The organism is Streptomyces sp. TLI_185, from assembly GCF_003814765.1.
Taxonomy (GTDB): Bacteria; Actinomycetota; Actinomycetes; order Streptomycetales; family Streptomycetaceae; genus Streptomyces.
On sequence record NZ_RKRB01000001.1, the window covers coordinates 494,878 to 508,550 of the forward strand.

At 72.0% G+C, this 13,673-nt stretch carries 15 protein-coding genes and 2 pseudogenes; 6 read left to right on the top strand and 11 right to left on the bottom strand.

Annotation, left to right across the window (positions count from 1 at the left end):
- Positions 1-38: 38 nt before the first annotated feature.
- Genes EDD92_RS02205 through EDD92_RS02215 form a run of 3 tightly spaced genes read right to left on the bottom strand, consistent with a single transcriptional unit; the run spans position 39 to position 2,766 of the window.
- Complete coding sequence (locus tag EDD92_RS02205) at positions 39-554, bottom strand: GerMN domain-containing protein (RefSeq protein ID WP_123962643.1); 516 nt, start codon at positions 552-554, stop codon at positions 39-41.
- Positions 551-2,041 carry a cell wall metabolism sensor histidine kinase WalK gene (locus tag EDD92_RS02210; protein ID WP_123970233.1) on the bottom strand — a complete coding sequence of 497 codons (1,491 nt, stop codon included), beginning with the start codon at positions 2,039-2,041 and terminating at the stop codon, positions 551-553. Before EDD92_RS02210 ends, EDD92_RS02205 begins: the two co-directional genes overlap by 4 nt.
- Before the next feature lie 44 nt (positions 2,042-2,085).
- Positions 2,086-2,766, bottom strand: coding sequence for a response regulator transcription factor (locus tag EDD92_RS02215; protein ID WP_123962645.1), 681 nt, complete (start codon positions 2,764-2,766; stop codon positions 2,086-2,088).
- Between the two features lie 140 nt (positions 2,767-2,906).
- Here EDD92_RS02215 and EDD92_RS02220 point away from each other — a divergent pair, with 140 nt between their 5' ends.
- The gene (locus EDD92_RS02220) at positions 2,907-3,761 is read left to right on the top strand and encodes a DUF3152 domain-containing protein (protein ID WP_185123906.1); all 855 of its coding nucleotides are present in this window, start codon (positions 2,907-2,909) and stop codon (positions 3,759-3,761) included.
- Between the two features lie 3 nt (positions 3,762-3,764).
- Here EDD92_RS02220 and EDD92_RS02225 read toward each other — a convergent pair.
- The 3 genes and pseudogenes from EDD92_RS02225 to EDD92_RS02235 all read right to left on the bottom strand — a co-directional run bounded on the left by EDD92_RS02225 (position 3,765) and on the right by EDD92_RS02235 (position 5,799).
- Positions 3,765-4,950, bottom strand: a pseudogene (locus EDD92_RS02225) (NAD(P)/FAD-dependent oxidoreductase).
- Positions 4,947-5,096 (bottom strand): annotated as a pseudogene (locus EDD92_RS02230) (ferredoxin); the annotation flags it as partial. The pseudogenes EDD92_RS02225 and EDD92_RS02230, both read right to left, overlap by 4 nt.
- Positions 5,097-5,106: 10 nt before the next feature.
- Positions 5,107-5,799 carry a TetR/AcrR family transcriptional regulator gene (locus EDD92_RS02235; protein WP_123962647.1) on the bottom strand — a complete coding sequence of 231 codons (693 nt, stop codon included), beginning with the start codon at positions 5,797-5,799 and terminating at the stop codon, positions 5,107-5,109.
- Between the two features lie 117 nt (positions 5,800-5,916).
- Between EDD92_RS02235 and EDD92_RS02240 the strand changes: the two genes are divergently transcribed.
- The 3 genes from EDD92_RS02240 (at position 5,917) to ligD (ending at position 8,701) form a co-directional block, all read left to right on the top strand.
- Positions 5,917-6,666 (top strand): SDR family oxidoreductase, encoded by a 750-nt coding sequence (locus EDD92_RS02240; protein WP_123962649.1) that lies wholly within the window; start codon positions 5,917-5,919, stop codon positions 6,664-6,666.
- Between the two features lie 54 nt (positions 6,667-6,720).
- Positions 6,721-7,623 carry an SDR family NAD(P)-dependent oxidoreductase gene (locus EDD92_RS02245; protein ID WP_123962651.1) on the top strand — a complete coding sequence of 301 codons (903 nt, stop codon included), beginning with the start codon at positions 6,721-6,723 and terminating at the stop codon, positions 7,621-7,623.
- 97 nt (positions 7,624-7,720) lie between these two features.
- Positions 7,721-8,701, top strand: coding sequence for a non-homologous end-joining DNA ligase (ligD, locus tag EDD92_RS02250; RefSeq protein ID WP_123962653.1), 981 nt, complete (start codon positions 7,721-7,723; stop codon positions 8,699-8,701).
- Between the two features lie 61 nt (positions 8,702-8,762).
- Here the strand turns inward: ligD and EDD92_RS02255 are convergent, their stop codons facing one another.
- Together EDD92_RS02255 and EDD92_RS02260 are read right to left on the bottom strand one after the other, a co-directional pair.
- Positions 8,763-9,242 carry a flavin reductase family protein gene (locus EDD92_RS02255; RefSeq protein WP_123962655.1) on the bottom strand — a complete coding sequence of 160 codons (480 nt, stop codon included), beginning with the start codon at positions 9,240-9,242 and terminating at the stop codon, positions 8,763-8,765.
- Positions 9,243-9,308: 66 nt separating this feature from the next.
- Positions 9,309-9,785 (bottom strand): SRPBCC family protein, encoded by a 477-nt coding sequence (locus EDD92_RS02260; protein ID WP_123962657.1) that lies wholly within the window; start codon positions 9,783-9,785, stop codon positions 9,309-9,311.
- Between the two features lie 125 nt (positions 9,786-9,910).
- Here EDD92_RS02260 and EDD92_RS02265 point away from each other — a divergent pair, with 125 nt between their 5' ends.
- Together EDD92_RS02265 and EDD92_RS02270 are read left to right on the top strand one after the other, a co-directional pair.
- A complete protein-coding gene (locus EDD92_RS02265; protein ID WP_185123907.1) occupies positions 9,911-10,231 on the top strand; it encodes a DUF3040 domain-containing protein in 321 nt (106 codons plus the stop codon).
- Between the two features lie 89 nt (positions 10,232-10,320).
- A complete protein-coding gene (locus tag EDD92_RS02270) occupies positions 10,321-11,847 on the top strand; it encodes an FAD-dependent oxidoreductase (RefSeq protein WP_123962661.1) in 1,527 nt (508 codons plus the stop codon).
- Between the two features lie 28 nt (positions 11,848-11,875).
- Here the strand turns inward: EDD92_RS02270 and EDD92_RS02275 are convergent, their stop codons facing one another.
- The 3 genes from EDD92_RS02275 to EDD92_RS02285 are packed head-to-tail and all read right to left on the bottom strand — an operon-like array spanning position 11,876 to position 13,604.
- Positions 11,876-12,628: a metallophosphoesterase gene (locus EDD92_RS02275; RefSeq protein ID WP_123962663.1), complete on the bottom strand. Its 753-nt coding sequence runs from the start codon at positions 12,626-12,628 to the stop codon at positions 11,876-11,878.
- Entirely contained in the window at positions 12,625-12,906 is a 282-nt protein-coding gene (locus tag EDD92_RS02280) for a BON domain-containing protein (RefSeq protein ID WP_123962665.1), read from the bottom strand. The genes EDD92_RS02275 and EDD92_RS02280 overlap by 4 nt, the downstream gene beginning before the upstream one ends.
- Positions 12,903-13,604: a nucleotidyltransferase family protein gene (locus EDD92_RS02285; RefSeq protein ID WP_123962667.1), complete on the bottom strand. Its 702-nt coding sequence runs from the start codon at positions 13,602-13,604 to the stop codon at positions 12,903-12,905. The genes EDD92_RS02280 and EDD92_RS02285 overlap by 4 nt, the downstream gene beginning before the upstream one ends.
- Between the last annotated feature and the right edge of the window lie 69 nt (positions 13,605-13,673).

The window sequence follows — 13,673 nt, forward strand, 5'->3', positions numbered from 1 at the left end:
TCTCCCCTTCGCGCTGCGGCCGCATGACGCCGACTGCACTACGCCCCCGGGCCGCCGGGGCATTGTGTTCCCGTTCCCCGGATGTCGAGCCCGTCCGGCCCGGTGACGGTCACCGGCTGCGGGTCGGCTCCCGGGGCGGTGACGCGCTCTGCCGCGACGGTCGTGCAGATGAGCTGCGCCGCGGCGAGGTCGCCAGAGTCCCCCGGAACGGCGGACAGCCGGATCGTCACGCGGCCTTCGCGGGACGTCACCGTCACCCGGGACATCATGGACGCCTCGGGCGGCAGCACTGTGTACAGGCCCGCGGCCTGTTCCGCCCGGTTCGGCCCCTTCAACAGCACCCGTACGGCCGACTCGGGATCGACCGGTCCGGCAATGCTCCGGTCCACACCCCGCAGCGCACCGTCGGCCACGAAGTAGACCCGCAGCGTCGGCGCGACCCCGCTCGCGGGTCCACCCGCCTCCACCACGCCGGTCGTGGGAATGCCGCAGGAGGCGAGCGCGCCCAGCGCCGGGAGCCACATCAGGATTGCGGATCGGCGTCCGGCTCTCATGGTCTGCTCCCTCGTGCCCATGCGCCGCCGTCGGCCTGCCCTTGCGACAACTGCTCGTTGTGCAGCGGGAGTTCGACGGTGAAGACGGCGCCGCCCTCCGGCCGGTTGGCGGCGCGCACGCTGCCGCCGTGCACGCGGACGTTCTCAGCGGTGATCGCCAGGCCGAGGCCGCTGCCCTCGGTGCGGGTGCGGGCGGCGTCCGACTTGTAGAAGCGCTCGAAGACATGGGGCAGCACGGCCTCCGGGATGCCAGGTCCGCTGTCCAGTACCTCGATGACCGCCAGGCGCTCCACTGCGGACCGTCCTGCCTCGGTCAGACGCACCAGGACAGGGCGGGCGCCGTGCCGCAGGGCATTGCCGACCAGGTTCGCCACGACGACGTCGAGGCGGCGGGGGTCGACGCGCCCGCGCAGTGCGTCGGGCGGCGGCAACTCGGCGTCCACCAGGCCGGTCCAGCCGCGGGCGGCGAGGGTGCGCCGCAGTGACTCGGCGAGGTCGATCTCGTCCAGGTGCAGCACTGCCGCGCCCGCGTCGAAGCGGGAGATCTCCATCAGATCGTCCACGAGACGGGCCAACTTCACGGTCTCCTCACTGATCAGCCGGACCGCGGTGGCGGTGTCCGGGTCGAGGCGGGCGGCGTCCTCGTCGAGGACGTCGGTGACCGCGGACATGGCGGCCAGCGGGGTGCGCAGTTCGTGCGAGACGTCCGCGGCGAACCGGCGGGCCCGGGCCTCCATGCCGCGCAGTTCGGCCACCGACGCCTCCAGGGCGGCGGCCGTCTCGTTGAACGTGTGTGACAGATCGGCGAGTTCGTCGGAGCCGTCGACGGCGAGCCGGGTGTCCAGCCGCCCCTCGGCGATGCTGCGGGTGGCGCCGCGCAGCGCCCGCACCGGCCTCAGCACCCCGCGCGCGGCGAGCAGGGCCAGCAGCACGGCCAGTACCAGGGCGGGCACGGTGGCCCGTTCGATGGCGGTGACCAGGGCGTCGACGTACGCCTGTTCCTTGGTCTGGGCCACGATCAGGAAGATCTGGAGGCCCGAGTCGCCCACGCCTCCGGCGAAGGTGACCGACATGCCGACGACGAGCGCGGTGTGGTCGCCGCTGTTCACCCGCTGGAAGACGGTGGCCAGTCTGGTGTCCACCGCCTTGCGCAGAGCCGGGGTGAGTTCCTCGAACCGGTCGCCTGCGAAGGATGTCGCGCTCAGACCGCGGTAGGTGGCCATGACACGCCAGGTCCCGGAGGGGTCGGTTGCGGCCATGGCGGCCGCGAACCGCCGCAGTTCGGCCCCGTTCGGCGGCGCGACGACCTCGGGGGCGAGCCGGTTCGCCTGAGCGCGCAGCTGCGCGATCACCGTGTCCTGGCTCTGCTGGAGCAGACCTGTGCGCGCCTCGCGGAAGCTCAGGGCGCCGGTGGTCGTCGCGGTGAGCGCGGCGACGAGCGCGAAGGCGACGACCAACCGGGTGCGCAGACCGCGCAGTTGGGGCATCCGGAAGCGCTCCGCGAACGCGCGTCGGGCCTTCGGTGTGCGCGTCACAGGGAGGCGAACCGGTAGCCGAAGCCGCGCACCGTCTCGATGTAGCGGGGTTCGCCCATCTTGGCGCGCAGCCGTTTGACGCAGGCGTCCACCAGCCGCGCGTCCGCGTGGTAGCTGTGTTCCCAGACCGCTTCCAGGAGTTGCTGCCGGCTGAACACCTGGCCGGGTGAGGCGGACAGGGTCATCAGGAGCCGCAGTTCGGAGGCGGCGAGCGCCACCGGCGCACCCCTCAGGGTGACCGAGAAGCCGGCCCGGTCGACGGTCAGGTCCCCGTAGCTGTCGAGTTTGGGTATGCCGCCGTCGCCGGGTGCGCCGGCCACCCGGCGCAGCACTGCACGGATGCGCGCCTCCAGCACCCGGGCCTGCACGGGCTTGACCACGTAGTCGTCGGCTCCGGCCTCCAGCCCTACGACGATGTCCTCGTCGTCGCCCCGCGCGGTGGCCATGATGATCGGCAGCGTCTGGTCGAGAGCACGCAGCGCGCGGCACACGTCCAGGCCGGGCATGCCGGGCAGCATCAGGTCCAGCACCACGACATCGGGCCGGAAGGAGCGCACCAGCTCCAGCCCCTCCTCCCCCGTCACGGCGGTGGCGACCTCGTGCCCCTGACGGCGCAGGGCGAGGGCGACGCCCTCCCGCACGGCACGGTCGTCTTCGATCAGCAGAACTCGCGGCATGGGCTCAGTATCGGCATCTCCCCCGGCCGACCGGGTTTCTGTTACCGGATGATCATATGCTGGCGCAGCCGACAGGGCGTTATCTTTTCGTTATCGCTCGGGCCAGGTTCGATCACATATCGATCACAACCTGAACGACCATGACCGCGCACAAAGCAACTCGCTCGCCCAGCCGCCGTCGCCGGAACGGTGTCTCGCACGCCGCCGCCCGTCGGTCGAGGACGAAAGTGTGGGGAGGTCTGGCCGCGCTGACCGTCCTGAGCGTGACCGGTTTCACGGCCGTGGGCTGGACGTCCGCCGACGGGCACAACGACCGGGCCCGATCCGCCGCACACGCGAAGCCGGGCTCCGAGCCCTCGCGTTCACCCCGCCCCGCCACGAGCTCGCCCGGCCCGTCCCACAGCGCCTCCACCCCGCCCGCCCCGAAGATCCCGGCCACGGGGCCGGACACGTTCACCACCGCGGCCGGCGGCAGCGCCAAGGCCGGTACCGGCACGGCACTGCGCTACCGGGTCGAGGTCGAGGACGACATCGACCTGTCCGCCGCCTCCGTCGCCAAGGAGGTGGAGCGCATCTTCGCCGACCCGCGAGGCTGGACAGCCGACGGCCACTCGGCGTTCCAGCGGGTCTCCAGCGGCGCCACCGACTTCGTGGTACGGGTCGCGACCCCCGGGACGGTGGACAGGAAGTGCGCCGAGGGAGGCCTGGACACCGAAGGCAGGTACAACTGCAGCGTCAACCACAAGGTGATGGTCAACCTCGAACGCTGGCTGCTCGCCACCCCCGTCTACGCCAAGGACGTCACCGCGTACCACGCGCTGATCATCAACCACGAGGTCGGCCACTTCCTCGGACACGGCCACGTCACCTGCCCCGGCCCGGGAGAGCCGGCCCCGGCGATGATGCAGCAGATCAAGGGCATGCACGGCTGTGTGCCCAACGTCTGGCCGTACGACGAGCGGGGACGGTACCTCACCGGCCCCGCCGCCCCTTGAGGGTCAGGCCCGCGTCACGGTCGCGTCGGTGCGCACGGCCTCGCCCCAGGCGGCTCCGGCCGCGATCGCCTGCCGCCACGGCCGGAGGGCCCTGGGCGGCATGCCCACCGCAAGCGCACCGCGCACCCGGTCGCCGGTGCGGTACGCGGCCACGAAACCTGCCCTCGGCCAAGTCCCCGTCGACGACGGCGACTTCGTCGTGCCCGCGCAGCTGGCCATAGGCCTGGATCTTCATGTCGTACTGGTCCGACCAGAAGTACGGCACCGGCGCGAACGGCTTGCGGGCGTCGGGCCGGAGTAGGTTGCGGGCGGCGGCCATGCCCTGTTCGGCGGCGTTGGTGCGGTGCTCGATCCGCATCGACGTACCGAACAGAGGGTTGTGCCAGCGGGCGACGTCACCGGCCGCATACACGTTCCGGGCGGCCTCGCAGTACTCGTCGCAGACCACGCCGTCGCCGACGGCCAGCCCGCTGCCCTCCAGCCACTCGGTGTTGGGCCGGGAACCGACGGCGACCAACACCTCGTCGCCCTCGACGAGTTCGCCGTCCGTGAGCCGCACCCCGTTGTGCGTCACCTCGCTCACGGTGCCCCCGCAGCGCAGGTCCACGCCCCGCTCGACATGGGCGCGGGTGAGCATCGCGCCGATCTCGGCACCGACGGCGTGGGCCAGCGGCACGGGGGCCGGTTCGAGGAGGGTGACCTTGGCGCCGAGCCGCCAGGCCACGGCGGCGGCCTCGGCGCCGAGGAATCCGGCGCCCACCACGACCAGGCGCAGCCCCGGCCCGAGCCGGTCCCGCAGCAGGAGTGCGTCGTCGAGGGTGCGCAGCACGTGCGCGCCCGCACCGGGCAGCCGGCGCGGACTTACGCCGGTGGCCACGATCAGCCCGTCGTACGGCACTTCCGTGCCGTCGGCCAACTGCACCGTGCGCTCGGCGAGTTCGAGGCGGGTCGCGGCCACACCGAGGCGCAGGTCCAGGTCGAGTGCGGCCAGGTCGGCGGGCGGGCGCAGGGCCAGCCGCTCGGGCTGCCACTCCGCGGCCAGCACCTGCTTGGACAGCGGCGGGCGGTCGTACGGGGCCTGCCGCTCGTCGCCCACGAGGGTGAGGGCACCGTCGTAGCCCTGGCGCCGGAGCGTCTCGGCCGCCGCGAGTCCGGCGGCCGAGGCACCCACCACGGCGATCCGCTTCACTGCTCGACCAGCCGGATCGCGGCGGCCGGGCAGACCGCGACGGCCTCCTTGACGTCGTCGAGGAGTTCGGGCGCGGGCGTGTCCTCCAGCAGGACCGCGATGCCGTCGTCGTCCTGGTCGCCGGCGGCGGAGCACTGAGCACCGCAGGCTGCGGGCTCAGCCGGCGGAGAGCTTGTCCAGCCACTGTTCCAGCAGAGCGGACTCCGCCGGTGTGAACACCGGGGAGTGTGCGGCGCGCAGGCGGGCCGCGAGCGTTGCGGCGGCGACCGGGACGGCGCTGTCCGGCTCTCCCGGCTCTCCCGTGCCGGCCGGGCGGGTCAGCGAGCCGAGCACGCTGTCGCGCAGCCGCTCGGAGAAGTGCGGGTCCGGGTACTGCTCGGGCCTGGTCAGCATCGACAGGGCCGCCCCCACATTGGCGGACATGATCATCTGGGTGGCGAGGGCAGGCGGGACGGTGAGCCGGCCGGCGGCGGCGCAGCGTTCGAGAATCCCGTGCAGCAAGGCGTGCGCCTCCTGGGCCGCGGCGGGCGGGGCCGTCAGCTCCGGCGAGTACATCAGGCGGTAGTGGTTGGGGTGCTCCAGTGCGAACCGCATGTGGTTGTCCCAGCCGCTCCTGAGGTCGGCGACCGGGTCGTCGCTGGGTCGCGCCGCCCGCTTGGAGGCGAGGTACTCCTCGAAGCCCCGGTCGACGACGGCGGCCAGCAGTCCGGCCTTGTCGCCGAACAGCCGGTAGAGCATCGGCGCCCCCACCCCGGCCGCCTCGCACACCGCGCGGGTCGAGACATCGGCGACCGGCGCTTTGGCCAGCAGGTCCGTCGCCGCTTCCAGGATTTTTTCCCTCGCATCCATGCGTCCACCGTACGCCATCCGTAGCGCCGATACGAAATAGGCAGCATCAACGCTACGAAGCTGTGTTATCGTCGATACGAGCAATTCGTAGCAGCGCTAACAGTGAAGGGTGCAACCATGACCACTCAGTCCCCCACGGGTCGGCGTGTCGCGATCGTGACGGGCGGATCGCGCGGCATCGGCAGGCAGGTAGCCGAGCGGCTCGCCGCCGACGGGTTCGCGGTCGTCGTCGGATACGCGGGCAACAAGGACGCGGCCGACGACGTCGTACAGACCATCGAGGCCGCAGGCGGCTCGGCGTACGCCGCCCGCGCGGACGTAGGCGACGAGACAGCGGTGGCCGCCCTGTTCGACCTTGCGGAAGCCACCTACGGCGGCATCGACGCGGTCGTGCACGCGGCCGGTCGGATGCCCCTCTCCCTCGTCGCCGAACTCGACCTCGGTGAGCTCGACGCCCTGTACCACACCAACATCCGCGGCACGTTCGTCGTCGACCAGCAGGCCGCCCGCCGCCTGCGCCCGGGCGGAGCGCTTGTCAACTTCTCCACTTCGGTGGTGGGTCTCGCCTTCCCCGGCTACGGCGCCTACGCCGCGAGCAAGGGGGCGGTCGAGGCGCTGACACTGATCCTCGCCCGGGAGCTGCGCGGCCGTGACGTGACCGTGAACGCGGTGGCGCCCGGCCCCACCGCCACCGAGCTCTTCCTCGACGGCAAGGACGAGGAGACGATCGCCCGTCTGGCCGCGCAGCCGCCGCTGGAGCGCCTGGGGACGCCGCAGGACATCGCGGGCGTCGTGTCCTTCCTGGCCGGCCCCGAGGGCCGCTGGATCAACGGACAGGTGGTGCGGGCCAATGGCGGCATCATCTGACGGCGCGCGCCGTCCTTCGAGAAGCCCAGGTTCGATAGTTCGAAAGGAACAGTCGTGAGCGACAGCAAGGTCATTCTCGTCACCGGCGCCTCCAGCGGTTTCGGCGCTCTCACCGTCCGCGCGCTCGCCGAGCGCGGGCACACGGTCTACGCGGGCATGCGCGCCCTCGCCGCCCGCAACGCTCAAGCCGCCGCCGACCTGGCCGCCCACGCGGCCGAGCACGCGGTCGACCTGCAGGCCGTGGAACTGGACGTGACACGGCAGGACAGCGCGGACGCGGCCGTCGCCCGCGTCGTCGACGAACAGGGGCGCCTCGACGTCGTGGTCCACAACGCCGGACACATGGTGCTGGGCCCGGCCGAGGCCTTCTCCCCGGGGCAGCTGGCGGACGTCTACGACACCAACGTGCTCGGCACCCAGCGCGTCAACCGGGCGGCCCTGCCCCGGCTGCGCGCGCAGGGGCAGGGGCACCTCGTGTGGATCGGCTCCTCCAGCACGCGCGGCGGCTGCCCGCCCTTCCTCGCCCCGTACTTCGCGGCGAAGGCCGCCATGGACGCACTCGCGGTGAGCTATGCCGCCGAGCTCATACGGTTCGGGATCGACACCTCGATCGTTGTGCCGGGCGCCTTCACCTCGGGCACGAACCACTTCGCCCACGCCGGCTCACCGGCCGACGCCGAGCGGGCCGCCGCCTACGACGCCCGCTACAAGGCGCTGATGGACGACGTGAACGTGCGGCTGGCCGGGCTGATACCGCCGGACGCCGATGTCGCCGAGGTGGCCGAGGCCGTCGTCCGGACCGTCGAACTGCCGCCCGGCAGGCGGCCGTTCCGGGTTCACGTGGATCCCAGCCGCGACGGCAGCGAGGTCGTCTCCGCCGTGGCCGACCGCGTCCGTGCCGAGTTCTTCCGCAGGGTGGGGCTCGACGACCTGCTGACGCCGACGAGCAGCCTGTAGGCAGCGCCGTTCCCAGCCGGCCCGCAGGCAGCGCCGTTCAGGGGAACCCGGCCGCCGGGGCGAATGGCGGCGGACCACGCCGTCGACAACTGACCCCGTGACGCTCCCCCTGATCCCGCCCATGCTCGCCACACCCGGGTCCCTGCCACCCGCCGCGCAGGACTCCCGCTGGGCCTACGAGACCAAGCAGGACGGCCAGCGCGTGGTGGCCTACCTCGAAGGGGACGGCAGCATCCGGCTGCGGGCGCGGTCCGGGGAGGACATCACCGGCGCCTATCCCGAGCTGCGACCGCTGGGCCACGCGCTCGGTGCGACGCCTGCCGTGCTCGACGGGGAGGTGCTGGCGCTGGACGAACGGGGCCGCGCCGACTTCCAGTTGCTGCAGCCCCGCATGGGGCTGGCGCACACACCCGGCAAAGCGGCGCGCCAGGCAGCGAAGGCGCCTGTGCACCTCGTCCTGTTCGACGTGATGCATCTGGGCGGCGAAGACCTCACCGCGCTCCCCTATGCCCGGCGGCGCGGGCAGTTGGAGCGGCTCGGTCTCCACGGACCGTTCTGGTCCACCCCGGCCGCGCTGGTCGGGCACGGCGAACAGGCCTTGCAGGCCACCCGTGAGCACGGTCTGGAGGGCCTGGTCTGCAAGCGGCTGGACTCGGCGTACGAGCCCGGGGTGCGCTCCCGGGCCTGGATCAAGATCCGCAACATGCGCAGCGAGGACGTGGTGGTGGGCGGCTGGCTGCCCGGCAAGGGACGGCTGTCGGGGCTGCCCGGCGCCGTCCTGATGGGGCAGCGGGCCGCGGGACGCCTGCGGTACGTCGGGAGTGTGGGCACCGGCTGGAGCGAGGCCGAGCGGTCGCAGCTCGCCGCACTGCTGCGGGCCGCCGCGACCGACGTGTGCCCCTTCGATCCCGTGCCGTCGGTCGCGGGGGCCCGCTGGGTGGCGCCCCGGCTGGTGGGCGAGGTCCGCTACAGCACCCGCACCCGGGCGGGACTGCTGCGCCAGCCGTCCTGGCTGCGGCTGAGGCCCGACCTGGCACCCGAGGACGCGTCGGCCGACATCCCTGACGACTCCGTCTGAGCCCCTCCACCAGACACGCCGTCACGCCCCGGGCTGCTCTGAGCCCCCGGTGGGTACGCCGTCAGGCGGGGTGGCCGGGGCTGATGTCCCGGGCGTCGTCGAGCCGGAGCAGGGGTCCGTCCGTGCGGCTGCCCCAGTCCTCGGGCGTGAGGACGAAGCCCACGTGATCGCCGCCGTCGACGCACTGTTCGACCCTGCCGACGAACCAGGCGGCGGCCTCCTCCAGGACGACCGAGCCGCCGTGCCCGCGCGTCCAGGGCACGTGCGCGAACTTGTCGGTCCGATCACCCGTCTGCCCGCCGAACAGCGCTGCCAGCTCATGCTGTTCACGGGTGAGCAGATGGACAGCCAGGTGGTCTGCGGCACGGGCCACGGGGTAGGTGTGGTTGGCCTTGGAGATCCACACCACGAACCGCACCGGCTGGATGGAGCACTGGGAGGAGAAGGAGACCAGACAGCCCGACCGCTCCGTGCCCGCCGCGGCCGTGACGACACACATGTCAGGACTCAGCCGGCTCATGAACGCGTCGATGTCCGTCATGTCTCCTCGCTCCTCACCCTCGTCGACGAGCCGGCGAGCCCTGGCGGGACCTGCGCAGCCCGCCCCTCAGAGCGGTGTGCCGGGGTTCTCGGGACGGATGCGGCCACGCCAGCCGCCGGTGGTGCCGCCCTCGTGCTCCACGTAGTCCTTGAAGCGGTGCAGATCCCCCTTCACCCGCCGGTCGATCAGGCCCAGCGCGTCCGCGCTCTGCTCGGCGATCCCGCTGGGTTCGACCTCCATCATGAGTTCCACGCGGGTGTGCGTGTCGTCCAGTCGCTCGAACCGGACCGATCCCCGCTGTTGCGTGTCGCCGCCGACGGTCCGCCAGGTGATCCGGTCGTCCGGCAGCTGGTCGACGATCTCCGTGTCGAACTCGCGCCGTACTCCGCCGATGCTGGTGGTCCAGTGGTTGTGCCGGTCGTCGAGCTGCCTGACCTCGTCCACGCCTTCCATGAAGTTCGGGAACTCCTCGAACTGAGTCCACTGGTTGTACGCCATGTGCAGCGGAACTCCCACGTCCACTGCCTTCTTGACCGTGCCCATCGATGCCTCCTTGCCCGCTCCTTGCCGGGGCCGGCCGCGCCGGACGACCGGCCTCCTGCGCGTGTGCGTGGCACCGGGTACCCCGGAAAGGCGTCGGTCAGCCCGTGCGGGGAACTCCGTGGGTCATGGCTGAGCACCCCGACCCCGACAATGTCGTGCTGTCGTCACACGAACGTCTTGCCCTGCGGAGTATCGAAGCGGAACTGAGCTGCGACCGGCGCCTCGCCCGAGTCATGCGCCGCCGCCCGGGCTCGCGGCTCTGGCTCCCGCTGTCGGCGGCCCTGCTGGCGTGCAGCTCGCTGTTCCTCGTCGTCATGGGAATCCGCACCGCGGACCCGGTCGTCGTCTGGTGCTTCGCCGGGCTTTGGCCCTTCACGGTGTTGCAGGCGTTCCGGCTGTTGTGCCGTCCGAGCGGGGGCGGAGACCGCGTCACCTCGTGGCTGTGAACTCCGCACGGCGCCGCCCGGCTCCACGACGGACGGCGTTCGGGGGCGGTTCCGTGTGTCCGGGGCATGGCTGCGGGAACTCGGCGGTCATGACCGCCGACACCGAAATCCACGGCTCGTACTGGCTCGAGTCGGCGCCGCCGGGTGAACCCGCTCCCCCGCCGTCCGGTGACATCGCCGTCGAGGTCGCCGTGGTCGGCGGTGGCATCGCGGGTCTGAGTACGGCGTGGGAGCTGGTCCAGCAGGGACGCAAGGTGGCCGTACTGGAGGCGGACCGGCTGGCCGCCGGGGTCACGGGCCACACGACTGCCAAGCTGACCGCTCTGCACACGCTGACCTACGACCGCCTGCGCCGCACCCGCGGCCCCACGGGGGCACGCCTGTACGCGGACTCGCAGAGTGCTGCGATCCGGCACGCGGCAGAGATCGTCGACGAACTCGGCATCGACTGCGACTGGGAAGAGGCCGCGGCCTACACCTACGGCGAGCAGCCCCGGCTCGTGGGAAAACTGCAGGCGGAGGCGGAAGCGGCGCGGGAGGCGGGACTGGCGGCCGAGTTCGTGACCGAGACCGAGCTGCCCTTCCGGGTCGCCGGTACGGTCCGGGTGAGGGACCAGGTCCAGTTCCATCCCCGCAAGTACCTGCTGGCCCTCGTCGAGGACATGCGCCGGCGGGGTTGTGCCGTGTACGAGCGCACACGCGTCGTGGGCCTCACGGAGAGCGAGCCCTGCGTCCTGGCGACGGACCCGGGTGTGTCGGTGCGGGCGGACGAGGTCGTGATCGCCACCCACTACCCGGTCTTCGACCGTGCTCTGCTCTTCACCAGGCTCTCCCCGCGCCGCGAACTGGTCGTGGCCGGGACCATCGACGAGGAGCGGGCGCCGCGCGGCATGTACATCACGCCGGAGCAGAACACACGGTCCGTGCGCAGCGCGCCGCACCGTGACGGGAAACGCCTGCTGATCGTCACCGGCGAGCACTTCACGCCCGGCACCGCCGATGTCGAGGAGAGATTCGCACGGCTCTCCGCCTGGGCCGAGGACCATTTCCCGGGATTCACGATCAGCCACCGCTGGGCCACGCAGGACAACGACGCCACCGACTCCGTACCGCTCGTCGGCCCGCTCTGGCTGGGCAGCCGCCACACCTACGTGGCCACCGGGTTCGGCGGCTGGGGGCTGAGCGGCGGCATCATGGCGGGCCGTCTGCTCAGCGATCTCATCAATGGTCGCGAGGTCGCCTGGGCCGGTCTCTACGATCCGCGCCGTCTGGTCTCCGTGGTCCGCGAGGGAGCCTCGTTCCTCAAGCACCAGGCGCATGTGGCCCGGCACTTCGTCGGCGACCGGCTGCCCGCGATGACGGGGCCCCCGACGGCGGACATTCCGCGCGGCGGCGGTGCCGTGGTGCGCGTGGGCGGGCGGCAGTGCGCCGTGCACCGTGACGAGAACGGTCAGCTGCAGGCGGTGTCGGCCCGCTGCACCCACCTCGGCTGCCTTGTGGCGTTCAACCGCGCGGAACAGGCCTGGGAATGCCCCTGCCACGGCTCCCGATTCGCCCCGGACGGGCGGATCCTGCAGGGCCCGGCCGTACGGCCGCTGGAGAAGCGGGACATCTGAGATGCCCGCCTGCGGTATTCACCGCGGGTCACGCGTGGTCCGCTGCCCGGTTCGCTTCCCGCACCGGAAGGTTGTAGACGTGAAACGCCCGCCGGATGACCGGCTGTGCCACGTTCCGCACCTGCACTCCGCCGCTGGTCATCCCGTGCTCGGTGCCGGAATGGGCGTGTCCGTGGACGGCGAGGTCGGCGCCCTCGGCATCGATCGCCTCCGCCAGCAGATAGCTGCCGAGGAACGGATAGATCTCCAGAGGCTCGCCCGCCAGCGTGTCCGGCACGGGCGAGAAATGGGTGAGCGCAATCCGCACGTCGCACTCCGCCCGGGCCAGTTCCCGGAGCCCGGTCCGCAGGCCGTCCGCGCACCGACGGGAGTACCTGACGAACTCCTTCATGACGGGCTCGCCGAACTCTCCCGCGCACCTGCCTGCGAACCCGCCCCCGAACCCTTTGGTCCCCGCGATCCCGACACGGGTGTCCCCGCAGGTCACCACGGTGAAACGCCCTTCCAGGACCCGTACGCCGGAATCCTCGAGGACGGCGGCCACCTCGTCCGGGCATCCGCCGTGATGGTCGTGGTTGCCGAGGACCGCGACGACGGGGACTGCCAGGTCCTCGACCTCCTTGGCGACGACCAGGGCCTCTTGCGGTGTGCCGTGGCGGGTGAGGTCGCCGGCCAGCAGCAGAAGATCGGCGCATTCGGGCAGCGTCTCGAAGGCGGGGCGGAGCACACCGTGGCTCTCCGGCCCCAGGTGGATGTCCCCGACGGCTGCCACGCGGGTCATACGAGGTCCTCCGCGTCGTCGGGCGGGGCGGTTCGCGCCAAGACGATGTCGCAGTGCAGCGGCACGTCCGGGAAGGCCTCGCGGGCGATGCGCATGATGTCCTCACGGCACCGGGCCGAGGGGACCGTGCCGGTGAGCAGGACGGCCTCGCCGCGCAGTTCGGCTCGTACGCCCAGTTCGCCGGGGAGACCGGCCGCGAAACGTTCGGTCAGGTGGGCGACCCGGTAGTCGAGGCCTGCCGGGGTGCCGGAGGAGGGATGGACCGCGTGCTCGCTCATGGCTGTTCCTTCGGGGCTCCGGCTCGATGCTCCGGCTCGGAATCGATGACGTCCAGACGCTCCAGGAGGAAGAGGAAGGCCGCGGGCATGGGCTGGTCGCCGCAGGTCCGCCGTACCTCCTGCCAGTCGACCTTCTCCCGCAGCGAGCGGGCGACGGGGAGAACGGCCCCGAAGTCGCAGTGGTGTTCCGAGAACGCTTTCAGCAGGCTCACCAGCATGTCTGTCGGCGACAGCACGGGCATGTGGACCGAGTCGACGGGCAACTCCCGGGCGCGTGCGAGCAGTTCCGGGGTGACGGGGTGGTCGGACAGTTCGAAAATGATGTCGACACTCTGGCCGAGGCAGCTCGCCTTCAGCAGCCAGTCCTCCGGGGCATGGTGGACGGTGAGACCGCCCGCGCGCAGCGTGGCCGCCACGGCGTCGGCGTCCTCGGGAAGGATGCAGAAGTCGACGTCGTGCTGCAGCCTTCCGCTGACGCCATGGGCGTAGGCCGCCACGCTTCCCGCCAGCGCGAATCTGTGCTCCTTCTGCTTGAGGAGGGCGGCGACCTGTTTGGTCGCCTCCAGGATCGCCTGAGTACGGTCACGGGGCAGGTCCGCGTCCGGCCCTGCAGCGGGCGACGGCTCCCCCGGGGCAAGACGCAGGCCGGGAGGTCCCGAGTCGTCGGCGCGGGCCGCGCCGTGCGCGTCGTGCACCATGGGCGCTCCCTTCGCGATTCCCGGCGTCGGGGCAGGGCACGAGCGGATCCGTCTGCCCCCTGCCCGTGT

Coding starts and splice junctions, on each gene's coding strand:
- EDD92_RS02280 (WP_123962665.1), bottom strand. CDS start 12,906: ATGAGCGAGCACGCGGTCCATCCCTCCTCCGGCACCCCGGCAGGCCTC.
- EDD92_RS02285 (WP_123962667.1), bottom strand. CDS start 13,604: ATGGTGCACGACGCGCACGGCGCGGCCCGCGCCGACGACTCGGGACCT.
- EDD92_RS02255 (WP_123962655.1), bottom strand. CDS start 9,242: ATGACGGACATCGACGCGTTCATGAGCCGGCTGAGTCCTGACATGTGT.
- EDD92_RS02210 (WP_123970233.1), bottom strand. CDS start 2,041: ATGCCCCAACTGCGCGGTCTGCGCACCCGGTTGGTCGTCGCCTTCGCG.
- EDD92_RS02275 (WP_123962663.1), bottom strand. CDS start 12,628: ATGACCCGCGTGGCAGCCGTCGGGGACATCCACCTGGGGCCGGAGAGC.
- EDD92_RS02240 (WP_123962649.1), top strand. CDS start 5,917: ATGACCACTCAGTCCCCCACGGGTCGGCGTGTCGCGATCGTGACGGGC.
- EDD92_RS02220 (WP_185123906.1), top strand. CDS start 2,907: ATGACCGCGCACAAAGCAACTCGCTCGCCCAGCCGCCGTCGCCGGAAC.
- EDD92_RS02205 (WP_123962643.1), bottom strand. CDS start 554: ATGAGAGCCGGACGCCGATCCGCAATCCTGATGTGGCTCCCGGCGCTG.
- EDD92_RS02265 (WP_185123907.1), top strand. CDS start 9,911: ATGGCTGAGCACCCCGACCCCGACAATGTCGTGCTGTCGTCACACGAA.
- EDD92_RS02235 (WP_123962647.1), bottom strand. CDS start 5,799: ATGGATGCGAGGGAAAAAATCCTGGAAGCGGCGACGGACCTGCTGGCC.
- EDD92_RS02260 (WP_123962657.1), bottom strand. CDS start 9,785: ATGGGCACGGTCAAGAAGGCAGTGGACGTGGGAGTTCCGCTGCACATG.
- EDD92_RS02270 (WP_123962661.1), top strand. CDS start 10,321: ATGACCGCCGACACCGAAATCCACGGCTCGTACTGGCTCGAGTCGGCG.
- EDD92_RS02215 (WP_123962645.1), bottom strand. CDS start 2,766: ATGCCGCGAGTTCTGCTGATCGAAGACGACCGTGCCGTGCGGGAGGGC.